The organism is Polaromonas sp. P1_H6 (assembly GCF_056405195.1).
The window spans coordinates 225,167-240,591 of the sequence record NZ_JBFUCN010000001.1 but is presented as its reverse complement, the minus strand read 5'-3'; the positions used below and the strand labels follow the sequence as shown (position 1 = coordinate 240,591).

General features: G+C 66.1%; 16 protein-coding genes. 10 read left to right on the top strand and 6 right to left on the bottom strand.

Features of this window, described 5'->3' with window-relative positions:
- Together pgeF and maiA are read right to left on the bottom strand one after the other, a co-directional pair.
- Window positions 1-780 (bottom strand): peptidoglycan editing factor PgeF, encoded by a 780-nt coding sequence (gene pgeF, locus AC1D1F_RS01140; RefSeq protein ID WP_477675446.1) that lies wholly within the window; start codon window positions 778-780, stop codon window positions 1-3.
- Between the two features lie 7 nt (window positions 781-787).
- Window positions 788-1,426 (bottom strand): maleylacetoacetate isomerase, encoded by a 639-nt coding sequence (gene maiA / locus AC1D1F_RS01135; RefSeq protein ID WP_477675447.1) that lies wholly within the window; start codon window positions 1,424-1,426, stop codon window positions 788-790.
- A 172-nt stretch (window positions 1,427-1,598) separates the two neighbouring features.
- Between maiA and AC1D1F_RS01130 the strand changes: the two genes are divergently transcribed.
- Window positions 1,599-2,633 (top strand): NADP-dependent oxidoreductase, encoded by a 1,035-nt coding sequence (locus AC1D1F_RS01130; RefSeq protein WP_477675448.1) that lies wholly within the window; start codon window positions 1,599-1,601, stop codon window positions 2,631-2,633.
- A gap of 4 nt (window positions 2,634-2,637) precedes the next feature.
- Here the strand turns inward: AC1D1F_RS01130 and AC1D1F_RS01125 are convergent, their stop codons facing one another.
- A complete protein-coding gene (locus AC1D1F_RS01125) occupies window positions 2,638-3,126 on the bottom strand; it encodes an Lcl C-terminal domain-containing protein (RefSeq protein ID WP_477675449.1) in 489 nt (162 codons plus the stop codon).
- A 142-nt stretch (window positions 3,127-3,268) separates the two neighbouring features.
- Window positions 3,269-4,213 carry a LysR substrate-binding domain-containing protein gene (locus AC1D1F_RS01120; RefSeq protein WP_477675450.1) on the bottom strand — a complete coding sequence of 315 codons (945 nt, stop codon included), beginning with the start codon at window positions 4,211-4,213 and terminating at the stop codon, window positions 3,269-3,271.
- 124 nt (window positions 4,214-4,337) lie between these two features.
- Here AC1D1F_RS01120 and AC1D1F_RS01115 point away from each other — a divergent pair, with 124 nt between their 5' ends.
- Both AC1D1F_RS01115 and AC1D1F_RS01110 read left to right on the top strand, forming a co-directional pair.
- Window positions 4,338-5,540 (top strand): MFS transporter, encoded by a 1,203-nt coding sequence (locus AC1D1F_RS01115; RefSeq protein WP_477675451.1) that lies wholly within the window; start codon window positions 4,338-4,340, stop codon window positions 5,538-5,540.
- An 11-nt stretch (window positions 5,541-5,551) separates the two neighbouring features.
- Window positions 5,552-6,820 (top strand): SGNH/GDSL hydrolase family protein, encoded by a 1,269-nt coding sequence (locus AC1D1F_RS01110; RefSeq protein ID WP_477675452.1) that lies wholly within the window; start codon window positions 5,552-5,554, stop codon window positions 6,818-6,820.
- Here the strand turns inward: AC1D1F_RS01110 and AC1D1F_RS01105 are convergent.
- Entirely contained in the window at window positions 6,817-7,539 is a 723-nt protein-coding gene (locus AC1D1F_RS01105; protein WP_477700628.1) for a GntR family transcriptional regulator, read from the bottom strand. The genes AC1D1F_RS01110 and AC1D1F_RS01105 overlap by 4 nt on opposite strands.
- Before the next feature lie 72 nt (window positions 7,540-7,611).
- On the opposite strand from AC1D1F_RS01105, the gene AC1D1F_RS01100 reads away from it, so the two are divergent.
- From AC1D1F_RS01100 to AC1D1F_RS01085, 4 genes are read left to right on the top strand one after another with little or no spacing between them, the layout of a single operon-like run.
- Window positions 7,612-9,027 carry a Rieske 2Fe-2S domain-containing protein gene (locus tag AC1D1F_RS01100; protein WP_477675454.1) on the top strand — a complete coding sequence of 472 codons (1,416 nt, stop codon included), beginning with the start codon at window positions 7,612-7,614 and terminating at the stop codon, window positions 9,025-9,027.
- Entirely contained in the window at window positions 9,024-10,505 is a 1,482-nt protein-coding gene (locus AC1D1F_RS01095) for a glutamine synthetase family protein (RefSeq protein ID WP_477697600.1), read from the top strand. Before AC1D1F_RS01100 ends, AC1D1F_RS01095 begins: the two co-directional genes overlap by 4 nt.
- A 26-nt stretch (window positions 10,506-10,531) precedes the next feature.
- Entirely contained in the window at window positions 10,532-10,855 is a 324-nt protein-coding gene (locus AC1D1F_RS01090) for a 2Fe-2S iron-sulfur cluster-binding protein (RefSeq protein WP_477675456.1), read from the top strand.
- A 17-nt stretch (window positions 10,856-10,872) separates the two neighbouring features.
- The gene (locus AC1D1F_RS01085) at window positions 10,873-11,175 is read left to right on the top strand and encodes an antibiotic biosynthesis monooxygenase family protein (RefSeq protein WP_477675457.1); all 303 of its coding nucleotides are present in this window, start codon (window positions 10,873-10,875) and stop codon (window positions 11,173-11,175) included.
- A gap of 71 nt (window positions 11,176-11,246) precedes the next feature.
- Here the strand turns inward: AC1D1F_RS01085 and AC1D1F_RS01080 are convergent, their stop codons facing one another.
- Window positions 11,247-11,690, bottom strand: coding sequence for a MarR family winged helix-turn-helix transcriptional regulator (locus AC1D1F_RS01080; protein ID WP_477654624.1), 444 nt, complete (start codon window positions 11,688-11,690; stop codon window positions 11,247-11,249).
- A gap of 138 nt (window positions 11,691-11,828) precedes the next feature.
- Between AC1D1F_RS01080 and AC1D1F_RS01075 the strand changes: the two genes are divergently transcribed.
- Genes AC1D1F_RS01075 through AC1D1F_RS01065 form a run of 3 tightly spaced genes read left to right on the top strand, consistent with a single transcriptional unit; the run spans window position 11,829 to window position 15,420 of the window.
- Window positions 11,829-13,028 carry a 3-hydroxybenzoate 6-monooxygenase gene (locus AC1D1F_RS01075; protein WP_477675458.1) on the top strand — a complete coding sequence of 400 codons (1,200 nt, stop codon included), beginning with the start codon at window positions 11,829-11,831 and terminating at the stop codon, window positions 13,026-13,028.
- Between the two features lie 25 nt (window positions 13,029-13,053).
- On the top strand, window positions 13,054-14,022 hold the full coding sequence (locus tag AC1D1F_RS01070) for a Bug family tripartite tricarboxylate transporter substrate binding protein (RefSeq protein ID WP_477675459.1): 969 nt from the start codon (window positions 13,054-13,056) through the stop codon (window positions 14,020-14,022).
- Window positions 14,023-14,037: 15 nt separating this feature from the next.
- Complete coding sequence (locus tag AC1D1F_RS01065) at window positions 14,038-15,420, top strand: FAD-dependent oxidoreductase (RefSeq protein WP_477675460.1); 1,383 nt, start codon at window positions 14,038-14,040, stop codon at window positions 15,418-15,420.
- Window positions 15,421-15,425: the final 5 nt, after the last annotated feature.

Genomic DNA, 15,425 nt, shown 5'->3' with positions numbered 1-15,425 from the left:
TCAGGCGCGCCAGATGCAGGCGGCCATGCGCCCGGTCGTGCCAAAGCCGTTGCCGGCGGGACCGGCGTCGCGCCTGTGCGAAAAAAACCGCGAAGGATTCAGCACCGTGCACCAGGCATCGCTGCCGTCATTGCCATAAATATCGGTAATACCCATCGCTTGCAGGCGTAGCCGAGCCAGGCCCGGCAGGTCGGCCAGGTATTTGCCCGCGCTGGTGGGTGCAAACAGGCGAGCGGCTTCAGGCTGGGCGGATTCGAACGCGGCTTTGACTTCCGCGCCGACTTCGAAGGCCGAGGGTCCTATGCAGGGGCCCAGCCAGGCGAGGATGCGTGCATCGGTCTTCATCGCGGCATGCACAGACTCAAGAACGCCCTTTCCATTTTTATCGCCCGCGAGTCCACGCCAACCCGCATGCGCGGCGGCCACCATCGCGCCGTCCTCAGTCGCAAGCAGAACCGGCAGGCAATCAGCCACCATGATGGTGCAGGCCACCCCCGCCTCTCGGGTCACGCAGGCATCGGCCTGCAGGCCGTCTCCCGTGGCGGCGCCCAGCGCAAGTACTTCGCTGCCATGCACCTGCTGCAGGAAGACTGCGCGGCTACCAAGGGCCTGGCGCAGCAAAGCGCGGTTGGCGGCCACCTTGGCCGGCAGGTCGCCGACGTGGTCGCCCAGGTTCAGGCTGTCATAAGGCGCATTCGACAGGCCGCCGGCCCGGGTGGTGAACACCGCCTGCACACCGGCGGGCGCAGGCCAGTCGGGGATCAACCAATCCGCATGCACAAGGAACTCAGGCTTCGTTATCAGGGCAAGCCGAAGGCTGGGCCTTCTGGAAGGCCGGCAACGCCATGCAGGCGTCGAATGCCGCCATGGTGCGCGGCAAGCCGTCAAAGCTCACGTTGAATCGTTTGGCGTTGAAGATCTGCGGCACCAGGCAGCAGTCGGCCAGCGTGGGCGTGTCGCCGTAGCAATAGGTTGATGGCGGCAGTTGAGCCAACTGGCGTTCAAAGGCTTCCAGCCCTTCGCGGCACCAATGCACATACCAGGCGTTTTTGGCGGCTTCGTCGAGCTTGAGCTCCTTCACCAAATACTTGAGGACACGCAGGTTGTTGACGGGGTGGATTTCGCAGGCGATGGACTGGGCCAGCGCGCGCACCTTGGCTCGGCCCAGCGCGTCGGCCGGTAACAAGGCCGGCGTGGGGTGTTTTTCATCGAGGTATTCGATGATGGCCATGGACTGCGAAAGTTTTTCACCGTCGACTTCCAGCAGCGGCACCAGGGTGTCGGCGGCCAGGGCGGCGTAAGGCGGCCGCTTGTGATCGCCTTTGGCGATGTGCACGGGAATGTAGTCGTAGCTCAGGCCCTTGATCTCCATCGCGATGCGTACACGAAACGACGAAGAAGAGCGGAAATAGTTGTGGAGTTTCATCTCTAAAGCATAAACCATGGCCCCCACGCTCGTCACTTCGTGTGGCTTCAAGCTGAGCTGGTTAAGCGACCACCCTGTGGCAGGGCAATCGCCTGCGCGACTGACGCCGGGCCATGCCGCCACTACCATTGCCGCGACACCCTTCTCAACGGATTCAGCGGAGACACCTACTATGAGCGCCATCACCAGCCTGAGCAACCACCAGATACGCCTGGCCAGCCGCCCCGTCGGACTGCCCACCCGCGACAACTGGAACTTCACCACCGAACCCGTCGCCGAGCCCGGCCCGGGCGGTGTGCTCGTCAAGACCCTGTACCTGTCGCTGGACCCGGCCATGCGCGGCTGGATGAACGATGCCAAGAGCTACATCCCGCCGGTGGAAATCGGCGCCGTGATGCGCGCCGGCGGCGTGGGCAAGGTGATCGCCTCGCAGAACCCGGCCTTTGCGGTGGGCGACTACGTGAACGCCGCGCTCGACGTGCAGGAGTACTGCCTGATCCCGGCCGACCAGGTCAAGCGCAGCGGCATGTTCAAGATCGACCCGCGCCTGGGCCTGACCTCCTGGCTCAACGTGCTGGGCCTGCCCGGCATGACCGGTTATTTCGGCCTGCTGGAAGTAGGCCTGCCCAAGGCGGGCGAAACCGTGGTGGTGTCGGGCGCGGCCGGCGCCGTGGGCCAGACGGTGGGCCAGATCGCCAAGCTCAAGGGCTGCCGCGTGGTCGGCATCGCCGGCGGCAAGGCCAAGTGCGACTGGGTGGTCAAGGAACTGGGCTTTGACGCCTGCATCGACTACAAGAACGGCGACGTGCGCGCCGGGCTCAAGGAACACTGCCCCAAGGGCATAGACATTTACTTCGACAACGTGGGTGGCGAAATCCTCGACATGGTGCTGGCGCGCCTGGCGCGCGGCGCCCGCATCATCATCTGCGGCGCGATCAGCCAGTACAACAACACCACACCGGTCAAAGGCCCGGCCAACTACCTGTCGCTGCTGGTGAACCGCGCCCGCATGGAAGGCATCGTGGTGTTCGACTATGCCGACCGCTACCACGTCGGCGTGGCCGAGATGGCCGGCTACCTCAAGGCCGGGACCATGAAGAGCAAGGAAGACATCGTCGTCGGCCTGGACACTTTCCCCGAGACGCTGCTCAAGCTCTTCAACGGCGAGAATTTCGGCAAGCTGGTGCTGCAGGTGTCGACGGACTAAGAATCTACTTTCCTCCGCGCACCAGCCGCACCGCGGCGGCCGTAGCGCGCGGGGCTTCACCGGCGCTGCCGTCACTGAACCCCACAAAGGTGAAATAGCCGGGGCCGGTGCTGCTGGAAGTCCAGAAGCGGGCCACCGGCGTGGCGGGAAAGGCGTTGGGGTCTATCGCCGCCTTGTCGACGTCAGCTTCCCGTGCAGAAACGATGCTGGACAGTTCTTTGAGGATGGGCAGTCGCCATTCGGCGCCCGGCGCGGAAGCCGCCTTGGCGCGCGTGGCCGCATCGGGCTGGCTCAGGAAAGCTGCCTGCCCGGTGCAGGCCTTGCCCTTGAAGACCATGCCTTCGGCACAGCGGCGCCAGATCAGGCCGGTGCGGCTGTCGGTGACCTCCTGGCCGTCGGCGGAAGGCGTGAAACGCTCCTGCGCAAAGCCGGAGCCGGCCAGCGACAGCAGTAACAGGGCAAAACCCAGGATGCGAACAGGAATGCGGTGCATAGACATCCTCCATGGCCGGAGCGGCCCTTGTAGCCTTACGACTTGTTACCAATGCTAGGCAAGTTATGCCGCGGCAACCATAGGGAAGCTATCTAGTGGCAAGTACTGATGGGGTATTCCTGCAAGCCGCCCCCCAGGACTGTCAGGGCTGGTAATCCGGACCAACGCCGCCGGCATCGAGCACTTCCTGCGTGACCTGCTCCACCAGGAAATCCAGCAGCACGCGCACACGCGCCGGCAGGCGGCCGCCCCGGCCGACAAACACCGCGTGGATGGGCTCGCGCTCGCCCGGGTTGAGGTCCTCCGCCACCGTCACCAGGCGGCCCGCGTCAAGGTCGCGGCGGATGTGGAACATGGACATGCGGGCCAGGCCCGCGCCCGCGAGCACCAGGTGGCGCAGCGCCTCGCCGTCGCTGGCGCGCGCATAGCCGGTGATCGGCAGTTGCTGGATCTGGCCGTCCACGCGCACCGGCCAGTAATGCATGTTGCGCTTGAAGGTATGGGCCAGGCGCTGGTGCGCCTCCAGGTCTTGCAGCGTGCGCGGCGTGCCATGGCGTGCCAGGTAGGCGGGGCTGCCGACGATGAGCTGCGCCGTGTCGCCCAGGTGCCGCGCCACCAGCTGGGACGAGGCGAGCGCCCCCCAGCGTATCGCCACGTCGGTGCGCTCGTCCAGCAGGTCGACGATGCGGTCGGTCAGCGTGATGTCCAGCGAGATGTCGGGATAACGCTCGTGAAAGGCCGGCACCAGCGGCAGCAGCAGGCGGTGCGCTGTCGGCATGCTGGCGTTGATGCTGACGCGCCCGCGCGGCATGGCGCCAGCGGCCGCGCCGCGCTCGGCTTCGTCCATGTCGGCCAGCACGCGCGTGCTTTGTTCGTAAAACGTCGTGCCTTCGGGCGTGAGCTGCAGCTTGCGGGTAGAGCGGTTGACCAGCCGCGTGCCGAGGCGCGCTTCCAGCCGGGTGACCAGCTTGCTGACGGCCGAAGGCGTCATGCACAGCTGGCGCGCGGCGGCCGAAAAACCGCCTTTGTCCACCACCTGGACAAAGGCTTCCATCTCGCCGGATCGGTTGACGTCTATGCGGGGCATGGTGGGTATTCTGGCGCTGTTTATTGTGAATTGAATTCACAAATCATTGTCTCCAGGACATTCTAGTCAAGGTAGCCCTTCGTCTCCACACTAGGCGCATCCTCTTTTTTCACAGGCGACTTTCATGGATGCGCGCAAATCAACCACTTCACTTCCTCTAGGCCTGCTGGCTCTCACCGTCGGCTCCTTCGGCATAGGCACGACCGAGTTCGTCATCATGGGCCTGCTGATGCAGGTCTCCGCCGACCTCGGCGTCAGCATCGCTTCGGCCGGGTTGCTGATTTCCGGCTACGCGCTGGGGGTGGCGGTGGGCGCGCCGGTGCTGACATTGGCCACGCGCAAACTGCCGCGCAAAACCGTGCTGCTGGCGCTGATGGCCATCTTCACGCTGGGCAACCTGGCCTGCGCGCTGGCGCCGGACTATTCCAGCCTGATGGCGGCGCGCGTGATCACCTCGCTGGCGCACGGCACCTTCTTCGGCGTGGGCTCCATCGTCGCCACCGGCCTGGTCGCGCCCGAGCGCAAGGCCTCGGCGATTGCCATCATGTTCAGCGGCCTGTCGCTGGCCACCCTGCTCGGCGTGCCGGCCGGCGCCTGGCTGGGTCTGCACTACGGCTGGCGCTCCACTTTCTGGGTGGTGGCGCTGATCGGCCTGCTGGCCTTTCTGGTGCTGGCGATTTTTGTGCCGCGCAGCGCGTCGGAAAACGGTGGCGCTTCCCTGCGCCAGGAACTGGCCGGGCTGGCCCGCCCGCAAGTGATGCTGGGCCTCCTGATGACGGTGTTCGGTTTTGCCGGCGTGTTCGCGATCTTCACCTACATCCAGCCCATCCTGACCCAGCTCACCGGCTTCAGCGAGGCCGCAGTGTCGCCCATCCTGCTGGTGTTCGGCGGTGGCATCTTCATCGGCAACCTGTTGGGCGGGCGCTTGGCTGATCGCGGCCTTCGCATGTCCCTGCTGCTCACGCTGGGTGCGACTGCGCTGGTGCTGGGTGCGATGGGTTTTGTGCTGCATTCGCCGGTGGCCGCGGTGCTCTTCGTCGGCTTGCTGGGCGTGGCCTCTTTTGCCACGGTAGCGCCGCTGCAGATGCGCGTGCTGCAGCAGGCGCAGGGCGCGGGCCAGAACCTGGCGGCCAGCCTCAACATAGGCGCTTTCAACGTGGGCAATGCGCTGGGCGCCTGGCTGGGCGGCCTGGTCGTGAGCAGCTCCTTCGGCCTGGGCGGCTTGAGCTGGCTGGCGGCATCCATCACCGTCGCGGGCATCGCCGTCACGCTGTACAGCCTGTCGCGTGACAAGGCCGGGCTGCCTGTCAATGCCGTCACCTGCTGAGCCCCATCGCCATGAATATCTTTTTTAAATTCCGCGCCCTTCTATCCACCCTTTGCCTCACGCTGCTGTGCGCCGCCTGGCTTCCACAGGCGCAAGCGGCCGACGGCAGCTGGGCCCCCGCCTGGACGGCCAGCCCCCAGCCCGTCTGGGCCGGTGACTTTGTCCTGCCGCTGGGCCTTCCGGCCAGCCTGCGCGACCAGACGGTGCGCCAGGTGGTGCGCGCCGGCGTGGGCGGCTCGCGCGTGCGCATCGTGCTGTCCAACGAGTACGGCACCCAGCCCTTGCAGATTGGCGCGGCCCGCATCGCGGCGGCAGGCGACGCGGCAGGCAGCACCAACGGGCCCAGCCTGGCCTTGACCTTTGGCGGCAAAACCACGGCCACCGTGCCGGCAGGCGCGCCCCTCATGAGCGACCCGGTCGCGATGGACGTTGCGCCGCTGCAGCGCCTAGCCGTCAGCCTCTACTTTCCGCAGGCAACGCCCCTCACGACGATCCATTGGGACGGCCTGCAACCCGCGCAGGTCGCGGCGGGCAATGCGGCCGGCGCGGCAAGCGTCAAAGCTGACAGCGTGGTGAACAGCCGCCTCTTCCTGAGCGCGGTGCTGGTGGAAGCCGCGCCCGGCACACGCAGCGTGGTGGCTTTTGGCGATTCCATCACCGACGGTGCGGCCTCCACACCGGGTACGGACCAGCGCTGGCCGGATTTCCTGGCGCGCCGCCTGGCCGGCCGGAACGTGGCCGTGCTCAATGCCGGCATCTCGGGCGGCCGGGTTCTCAAAAACCATATGGGCCCCAATGCACTGGCGCGCTTCGAGCGCGACGTGCTGGGCCAGCCCGGCGTGGCCAGCGTGGTGCTGCTGATGGGGATCAACGACATCAGCTGGCCCGGCAGCACGCTTGAGCCCCAGGAGCCGGCCACACAGGCCGAGGCCCTGATGGCCGGCTACCGCCAGCTGATCACCCGCGCGCGCAGCCGCGGCGTGCGCATCGTCGGCGCCACGCTAACGCCTTTTGAAGGCGCGCTGACCATGCCGGGCTCACCGATCACGAACTACTACAGCCCAGCGAAAGACGCGCTGCGCCAGCGCATCAATGCATGGATACGCGGCAGCGGCGAATTCGATGCGGTGCTGGATTTCGACGCGGTGGCGAGCGACCCGCAAAACCCGCTCAGGATATTGCCGGCCTATGACTCGGGCGACCACCTGCACCTCGGTGATGCCGGCAACAAGGCTGTGGCCGATTCGGTGGACTTGAAGCTGCTGTTGGGCGAGCGCTAACCCCCGACCACCAGGCGCAAGCCCGGCATCAGGCTCTGCGTTTCGGCGCGCCGCTCCAGGGCCATGCGCATATTCATCTGCGCGACTTCCGTGTGCTCGACAGCCAGGGCCTGGGCGCGCGCGCCCTCACCGGCCTTGAGCGCCGCGAACAGCATGTGGTGCTGGCGGTGCGCGTAGTGCATCCAGTCACGGTCCTGCTCCAGCGTGGACTGCATGGGCAACATGGCCGAGGCGGAGGCAAAGGGCAGCTTGTCGTTGAGCTCGATGGCGCGCTGCAGGGCACGGTTGCCGCTGGCCTCCAGGATCAGCGCGTGGAAGCGGTCGTTCATGGCGGCATAGGCGGCGTAGTTCTCATAGCTCAGCGGGTTGGCCGCCAGCGCCCGGTCGCCTTCATCGAGGCAGGACTGCAGATCGAGCTGCAGCTGGCGCGACACGCCGTGTTCAGCCACCAAGCGCGCCGCCATGCCTTCCAGGTGGCCGCGCACCGCGATCGCGTCGGCCACTTCGCGCGGCGTGAACTGGCGCACCAGGTATTTGCCGGTGTCGTTGGCCTCGACCAGCCCCTCCTGCTCCAGCGTGACCAGCGCGGCCCGTACCGGCGTGCGCGAAGCTCCCAGGCGCTCGGCCAGTTGCTGCTCGGCCAGGCGCTGGCCGGGCTCGAACTCGCCACGCAGGATCAGGTCCCGCAACTGCATCAAAACGGTTTCTTGCAAGTTCATGGCGGTGAATGTACACTGAATTTTAATTTTGGGATACCGTTTCAAGGTTTATCCTGCACTATAAGGCCACGCATGAATGCCGAACAAAACGAACTGCTGACCCGCATCACCGCAGGCACGCCCTGCGGCCAGCTGCTGCGCCAGTACTGGCAACCCGCCGCGCTGGTGGACGAGTTCAACCCGGCGCTGGACCCGCGCATGGAAATCCGCCCGGTCAAGGCACTCAAGCTGTTCGGCCAGGACCTGGTGCTGTTCAAGGACGCCTCGGGCGCCTGGGGCCTGCTGGACCGCGACTGCGCCCATCGCGGCGCCGACCTGTCTTTCGGACGGCGCGAAAGCCTGGAACAAGGCGGCGGCCTGCGCTGCCCTTTTCACGGCTGGAAATTCGCGACCGACGGCCGCTGCCTCGAAACACCGGCCGAGCCCACCGGCAGCAAGCTGTGCGAACGCATACGCCAGCGCAGCTACCCGGTCGTCGAAAAAGCCGGCGTGCTGTTTGCCTGGCTGGGCGACGAAGGCAGCACACCGCCGCCCTTCCCCGCGTTCGACTGCTTCACCGCGCCGGCCACGCACAGCTTTGCCTTCAAGGGCCTGTGGAACGCCAACTGGCTGCAGGCCTTCGAAGTCGGCATAGACCCTGCCCACCCGTCGTTCCTGCACCGTTTTTTGCAGGACAACCCGCTGGACGAAATCGGCCAGAACCCGGCCGGCAAGCAGTTCCGCAGCGCCAGCGCCGGCAGCAAGGATGGCGAGCAGTGGCCGATGACGCGCATCATGCGCGAGTTCGCCCAGCCCGACATCAGCTTCGAGAATAAGCCCTGGGGCATGCAACTGACCGCGCTGCGCGCCATGACCGACAAACTGACCCACGTGCGCGTGACCAACGCCATCTTCCCGGCCACCTTTGTGATCCCGCTGTCGGAGACCATGACCATCACCCAGATGCATGTGCCGGTGGACGACACCAACACCTACTGGTACACCTTCTTCACAAGCTTCGCCGGCCCGCTGGACCGGGAAAGCATGCGCGCGCAGCGCCAGCAGTTCATCGCGCTGCCCGACTACATCCCCAAGGCCGGCCGCCACAACGGCTGGGGCTTCAATGCCGAAGAGCAGATGAGCAGCACCTACCTGGGCATGGGCGAGGAAGACATCAATGTGCACGACCAGTGGGCGGTGGAAAGCATGGGCGCCATCCAGGACCGCACGCGTGAGCACCTGGCCACCTCCGACAAGGTCATCATGGCGAACCGGCGCGTGCTGCTCAAGGCGATCGAGACCGTGCAGAACGGCGGCGTGGCGCCCGGCATCGCCGACCCCGCGCAGGCCGGGATGATCACCGGCCCCGACACGGTGGATGGCATCGCGCCGGCCGGCGAGTGGGCCCAATGGTGGCAAAGCACCGCCCGCGCCAAACGCGAGGGCGCGCCCTGGCTGGATGCGGGGACCGCCTCGTCCACTCCCGCCGACACCGCAACACAATCATGAGCTTCGCGGCGCAATGCGGCGTAAACGACGCCGCGAGGCAGGCCGCGCAGGCCGAGGCCGTGCGGCGCATCGAGGCCGGCGGCCTGGAGCTGGTGCGCTTCGCCTGGTGCGACCTGCACGGCATGCTGCGCGGCAAGACGCTGGTGGCGGCCGCCGCGGCGCAGGCCATGGCCGACGGTGTTGGCATGGTCAGCACGCTGCTGCTCAAGGACACGGCCGACCGCACCGCTTACAAAGTGTTCGAAGCCGGCGGCGCGGCCGGTTTGCCGGGCTTTGAATTCGGCGGCAACGTGATGCTGCTGGCCGACCCGGCCAGCCTGAAAGAATTGCCCTGGGTGGAGAAAACCGGCTGGCTGCAGTGCCAGCCCTGGTTTCCCGATGGCAGCCCGGTAGAACTAGACACGCGCCGGGTGCTGCAGAACGCGCTGGCAAAACTGGCGCAAGCCGGCTACGGCATGAAGTGCGGGCTGGAGATCGAGTTCCACATCTACCGCATCACCGAGGGAGGACTGCAGCCCCAGCTGGACCCGGAACTGGCCGGCTGGCCCGGCCTGCCGCCCGAGGTCCGCATGATCCACCCCGGCTACCACCTGCTGTCCGAGCAATGGGCGGACATGGCCGAGGAACCGCTGCGCATCGTGCAGCGCACGGCGCAGGCGCTGGGCCTGCCGCTGCTGTCGCTGGAAATCGAACTCGGCCCCAGCCAGGTCGAGGCGGTGTTCGAGGCCACCGACGCGCTGGCGGCCGCCGACAACATGGTGCTGTTCCGCAGCGCGGTCAAGCAGGCCCTGCGCCGCGCCGGCTACCACGCAACCTTTATGTGCCGGCCGCCCTTTCCGAACATCATGTCCAGCGGCTGGCATCTGCACCAGTCGCTGGTGGACCTGACAAGCGGCGCCAACCTGTTCAAGCGCGCCAGCCCCACGGCCGGCACGACGCCTTCGGACGCGCAATACACGCTCTCGGAAACCGGCGAACATTACCTGGCCGGGCTGCTTGCCCATGCGCGCGGCATGACGGCTTTCTGCACGCCCACCATCAACGGTTTCGGGCGTTTCCGGCCCAACGCGCTGGCGCCGCAATCGATTTTGTGGGGCCGTGACAACCGCGGTGCCATGCTGCGGGTGGTCGGCCAGTGCAACGACAACAGCACGCGCATTGAAAACCGCCTGGGCGAGCCCGCCGCCAACCCCTACCTCTACCTGGCCTCGCAAATCCACGCCGGGCTGGACGGCATCGCGCGCCGCCTCAAGGCCCCGCCAGCCACCGACGCACCCTATGGCGGCAGCGCCGACAAGATTCCCACCAGCCTGGGCGAGGCGCTGGATGCACTCAAAGCCGACGCCGTGCTGGCAGCCGCCTTCGGCGATACTTTCATCGGCCACTTCACCCATATCAAGCAGGCCGAAATCGCCCGCCATGCCGACGCCGAGGACAAGGACGACTGGCAAAGGCGCGAATACTTCAGCCGCATCTGACGGCCCAACAGGCCACCGCACACTTCATGATCACCCTTCATTTCATCGCGGCCGACGGCCGCACCACCGAGGCCAAAGGCAAGCCCGGCAAAAGCCTGATGGAGGCGGCCGTGGCGGCCGGCATTGAGGGCATCGCCGCCGACTGCGGCGGGCTGTTGACCTGCGCCACCTGCCACGTGCATGTGCGGGAGCCCTACGCGTCCAGCCTGCCGCCGCCCGACGGTGAGGAGCTGGGCATGCTGGAATTCACCGCCGCGCCGCGCAGTCCCGCCAGCCGCCTGAGCTGCCAGATCAAGCTCACGCCCGCGCTCGACGGATTGACGGTAGAGTTGCCGGTCACCCAGTATTAACAAGGACAGGAAGCTTCATGATTCTCGAACTCGCCGACATCCGCATCCACCCCGGCCAGCAGGCCGCTTTTGACGAAGCCATACAGCGCGGCCTCCGCGAAGTGATTTCCAAGGCCAAGGGCTTCCAGGGTTTCAAGGTCAACAAAGGCATTGAAAGCCCTGAGCGCTACATCCTGCAGATTTTCTGGGATACGCTGGAAAACCACACCGTCGACTTCCGCCAGTCGCCGGCCTTCGCCGACTGGCGCGCCATCGTCGGGCCGTTTTTCGCCGGCGCGCCCACGGTGGAACATTTCGACCTGGTCGCCAAATCGGCCTGAGGTTGGGTCGGACTCCATAAAAAACGGGGCTTGAAGCCCCGTTTTTTATTGGCCCACGGCCTGGTCGCCGTCTACCTGCCGTCGTTCTCGTGGCCGGTCACCAGCTTGGCCAACAGCTGATTCAGCTGCACCCGCTCGTTCTCGTCCAGCGGGGCCAGGATGCGCTGCTGGGTCTTGCCGACAGCGCGCTTCATCTGCAGCGCGACTTTTTCGCCTTCGGGCGTGGTCCACAGCAGCTTGCGGCGCTTGTCGGAGGGGTCGGCCTCGCGCTTGACCCAGCCCTTGGCTTCCAGCCGGCCTATCACCGAGCCGAAGGTGGCCGGGTCAAAAGCGACGCGGCCCGACAGCGTGATCTGGTCTTCGCCGGGGTCGTCCATCAGGGCGTTCAGGATGGCAAACTGCACCGGCGTGGCGTCAAAACCGGCCGTTTCCTCCATGAAGATCGCCACCGCAAGCTGCTGCGCGCGGCGGATCAGGTGTCCGGGGGCTTCGCTGAAATTAAAAGTTTTGGCCATGCGCGGAGTTTAACGGGCAGCTTTGCAATTCAGGGTATCTACTAGGCTGAATTATTAATAAGTATACTTATCATAACCACATTAAAACCCGGTTTTCCACCCGTTTCCCCGGCTCCCACCTTACCCATCCTCTCACATATGGCACAAACATCCCCACTCCCTCTCCTCATTTCGGGCGGCGGCATTGGCGGGCTGGCTGCGGCCATGGTGCTGGCCCAGGACGGCCACCGTGTGACCTTGTTCGAGCAGGCCGCGAGCTTCGGCGAAATCGGCGCCGGCATCCAGCTGGGCCCGAACATCTTCCGCATGTTCGACTACCTGGGCCTGACAGAGGCCATCAACCGCGTGGCCTTCTTCCCGACCGGCCTGGGCATGAACGACGTGCGGACAGGTGAAAAAGTCGTGCGTGTCCCGCTGGGCGACATGGCCCGTGCGACCTACGGTTTCCCCTATGGCGTGATTTACCGCGCCGACCTGCACCAGGTCTTCCTGGACGCCTGCCGCGCACAGCCCAACATCACCCTGCGCACCAGCGCCAAGGTGGAGTCGTTTGACCAGACGGCCGACGGCGTGACGGTGCGGCTCGAAGGCGGTGAAACCGTCGAAGGCAGCGCGCTGATAGGCGCCGACGGCATGTGGAGCCGCATCCGCGAAGCCGTGGTCGGCGACGGCAAGCCGCGCGTCTCGGGCCATATCGCCTACCGCGCGGTGCTCAAGCGCGAGGATGTGCCGGCCCATTTGTGGAGCGACGACGTGCTGCTCTGGGGCGGCGAGAAAACCCACCTGGTGCACTACCCATTGCGCCGCGGCGAGCTGTTCAACCTGGTCGCCGTGTTCCACAGCAATAAATACGACGAAGGCTGGAACACCTTCGGCGACACGGCCGAACTCAATGAGCGCTTCGCCGACGCCTGCCCGCAGGTCAAGGAACTGCTGGGCAAGATCGAAACCTGGAAGATGTGGGTGCTGTGCGACCGCGAGCCGGTGAAAAACTGGACCGACAGGCGCGTGACCCTGCTGGGCGACGCGGCCCACCCCATGCTGCAGTACCTGGCCCAGGGCGCCGGCCAGGCCATCGAGGACGCGGTGGTCATGCGCGAGGCGCTGCGCCATACCCGCGGCGACGTGCCCAAGGCCTTCCAGAAATACCAGCAGGCCCGCTACCTGCGCACCGGCCGCGTGCAGCTGACCGCGCGTTTTTATGGTGATATTTACCATGCGGCCGGCGTGCAGCGCGAACTTCGCAACCAGATGTTCCAGAGCGGCACCGAAAGCGCGGGCTTCGCGGGCCTGAAGTGGATGTACGACGGAATCGAGCCGTCAAAACTGTTCCAATGACGCTTTTAAAGTTTCAGGGACCGTCATGAAGCCTTCCGTTGCCTTGTTTTCCGCCGTGTTTTTCGCCGTTTGCGCACATTCCGCTGTGGCAGCCGCGCCCGCCGCCTGGCCGACAAAACCGGTGCGCATCCTCGTGGGCTTTCCCGGCGGCTCCACCCCCGACATGGCGGCGCGCACACTGGCCGAACCGCTGAGCCGCGCGCTCGGCCAGCCGGTGGTCATCGAGAACAAGCCCGGCGCATCCGGCAACATCGCGGCAGACCAGGTCGCCAAGGCCACCGACGACCATACGCTGGGTGTCGTCATCAACGGCAACCTGACCTCGGCCAAACTGCTTTACCCCAAACTGCCTTACGACCCGGCCAAAGACTTCACACCCATCTCGCTGCTGGCCACCGCGCCGCTGGTGCTGGTGGCGCCAGCGAACGAGCCCAGCGGCGCTGAGTTCTTCACGGCCGCACGCCAGGGCAGCAGCCGCTGGAACTACGGCTCGGTCGGCAACGGTTCGGTCGCGCACCTGGGCATGGAGCTGCTCAAAAGCCGCATGCCTGGCCTCACACCCGTGCACGTGCCCTTTGCCGGCAACCCGCAGGTGGTCACCGCCATGCTGGGCGGCCAGATCCAGATGGCGCTGATCCCGCCGGGTGTGGCCATGCCGCATGTGCGCTCGGGCAAGCTCAAGGCCATTGGACTGGCCGGCGGGCGCTCTTCGCTGGTGCCCGAAGTGCCGCCGCTGGCCGATGCCGGCGTGGCCAATGTCAACCTTGAAGTCTGGACGGCGCTGATAGGCCCGGCTGGCTTGTCCAAAGCCGCGCAGGCGCGCCTCGCACAGGAAGTGCCGCGCATCATTCGCGATGCCGACACGCGGCAAAAGCTCTTCAACCAGGGCTGGCAGGCCGTAGGCACCTCACCCGAGGGCCTGAAAAGCCGAGTGAAAGACGAGGCAGCGATCCTGGGCAACATCATCCAGACGCGCGGCATCAAGCTTGAATAAGGAGTTGAAAAACCCATGACCTCCATCACCGAACCCGCACGCAGCCTGCCCGTTTACGGCGAGTTCGACGTCGTCGTAGTCGGTGGCGGGCCTGCCGGCCTGGCCGCCAGTGTCAGCGCCGCGCGGCACGGCGCACGCACCCTGCTGGTCGAGCGCTACGGGTTCCTCGGCGGTATGGGCACGGCCGGCGGCGTGACCAATTTCGCGGGCCTTTACGGCCGCAAGAACGGCCAGATGCGGCAGGTGGTGCGCGGCGTCGCCGACGACCTGCTGCAGCGCATTGACGCCCTGGGCGGCCTTAATGCACCGCAAGACGGCATGCAGGGCCGCATACGCGTGCGCTCCTATGATGTGTCGGCCTACAAATGCGCGGCCGACCAACTGCTGGTGGCGGCAGGCGTAAACATCCTCTTCCACGCCTGGGCCGCGGCGGTGGTGATGGAGGGCGAGCGCATCAGCGCCCTGGTGGTGGAAACCAAATCCGGCCGCCAGGCGATACGCGCTACGCGTTTTATCGACTGCTCAGGCGACGCCGACGTGGCGAACTTCGCCGGCGTGCCTTTCGAGCTCGGCGATGGCCACGGCAGCGCGCTGTTTCCATCCACCATGTTCCGCGTCGGCCATGTCGATGCATCGCGCGCGCTGGCCGCCGTGGGAGAGTTCAAGGCCATCAACACCCTGATGGCCGAAAGCCAGGCGCGCCATCCGGGCCGCTACAAATTCCCGCGCGAAGGCGCGATCCTGCGCCCGCAAAAGAACCCAGCCGAATGGCGCGCCAACGTCACGCAGATCCGCAACGCCCAGGGCACGGCCATGGACGCCACCGACGCGCGCCAGCTCAGCGAAGGCGAACTCGAAGGCCGGCGCCAGATCACCGAATACTTCCGCTTCCTGCGCGATGAAGTGCCGGGCTTTGCGGATTCCGCCATCGTGGACATCGCGCCCCAGGTCGGCATACGCGAGACGCGGCGCATCCAGGGTTTGTATGCGCTGAGCGGCGAAGACATCCTCTCATCCGCGCGTTTTGACGACGCCATCGGCATCAACGCCTGGCCGATGGAGCTGCATGCCGACGGACGCATCGACTGGAAATTTCCGCGCAATGTGGAAGCACCGCAGGGCCGCGCCTACAACGAGCTGCCCTGGCGCATGCTGGTGCCCCAGGGTGTTGCCAACCTGCTGGTGGCCGGGCGCTGCGCCTCGATGACGCACGAGGGCCAGTCGGCCGCCCGCGCCAGCGGCGGCTGTTTTGTGATGGGCCAGGCGGCGGGCACGGCGGCGGCCATGCCGGGTGCGAGCCGGACTTTTGCCGACACCGACGTGAAGCAGTTACAGCAGTTGCTCACGCAGGACGGCGTGTATTTCGACGACAACAACGACAACGACGGCGATCTTTAACCCAA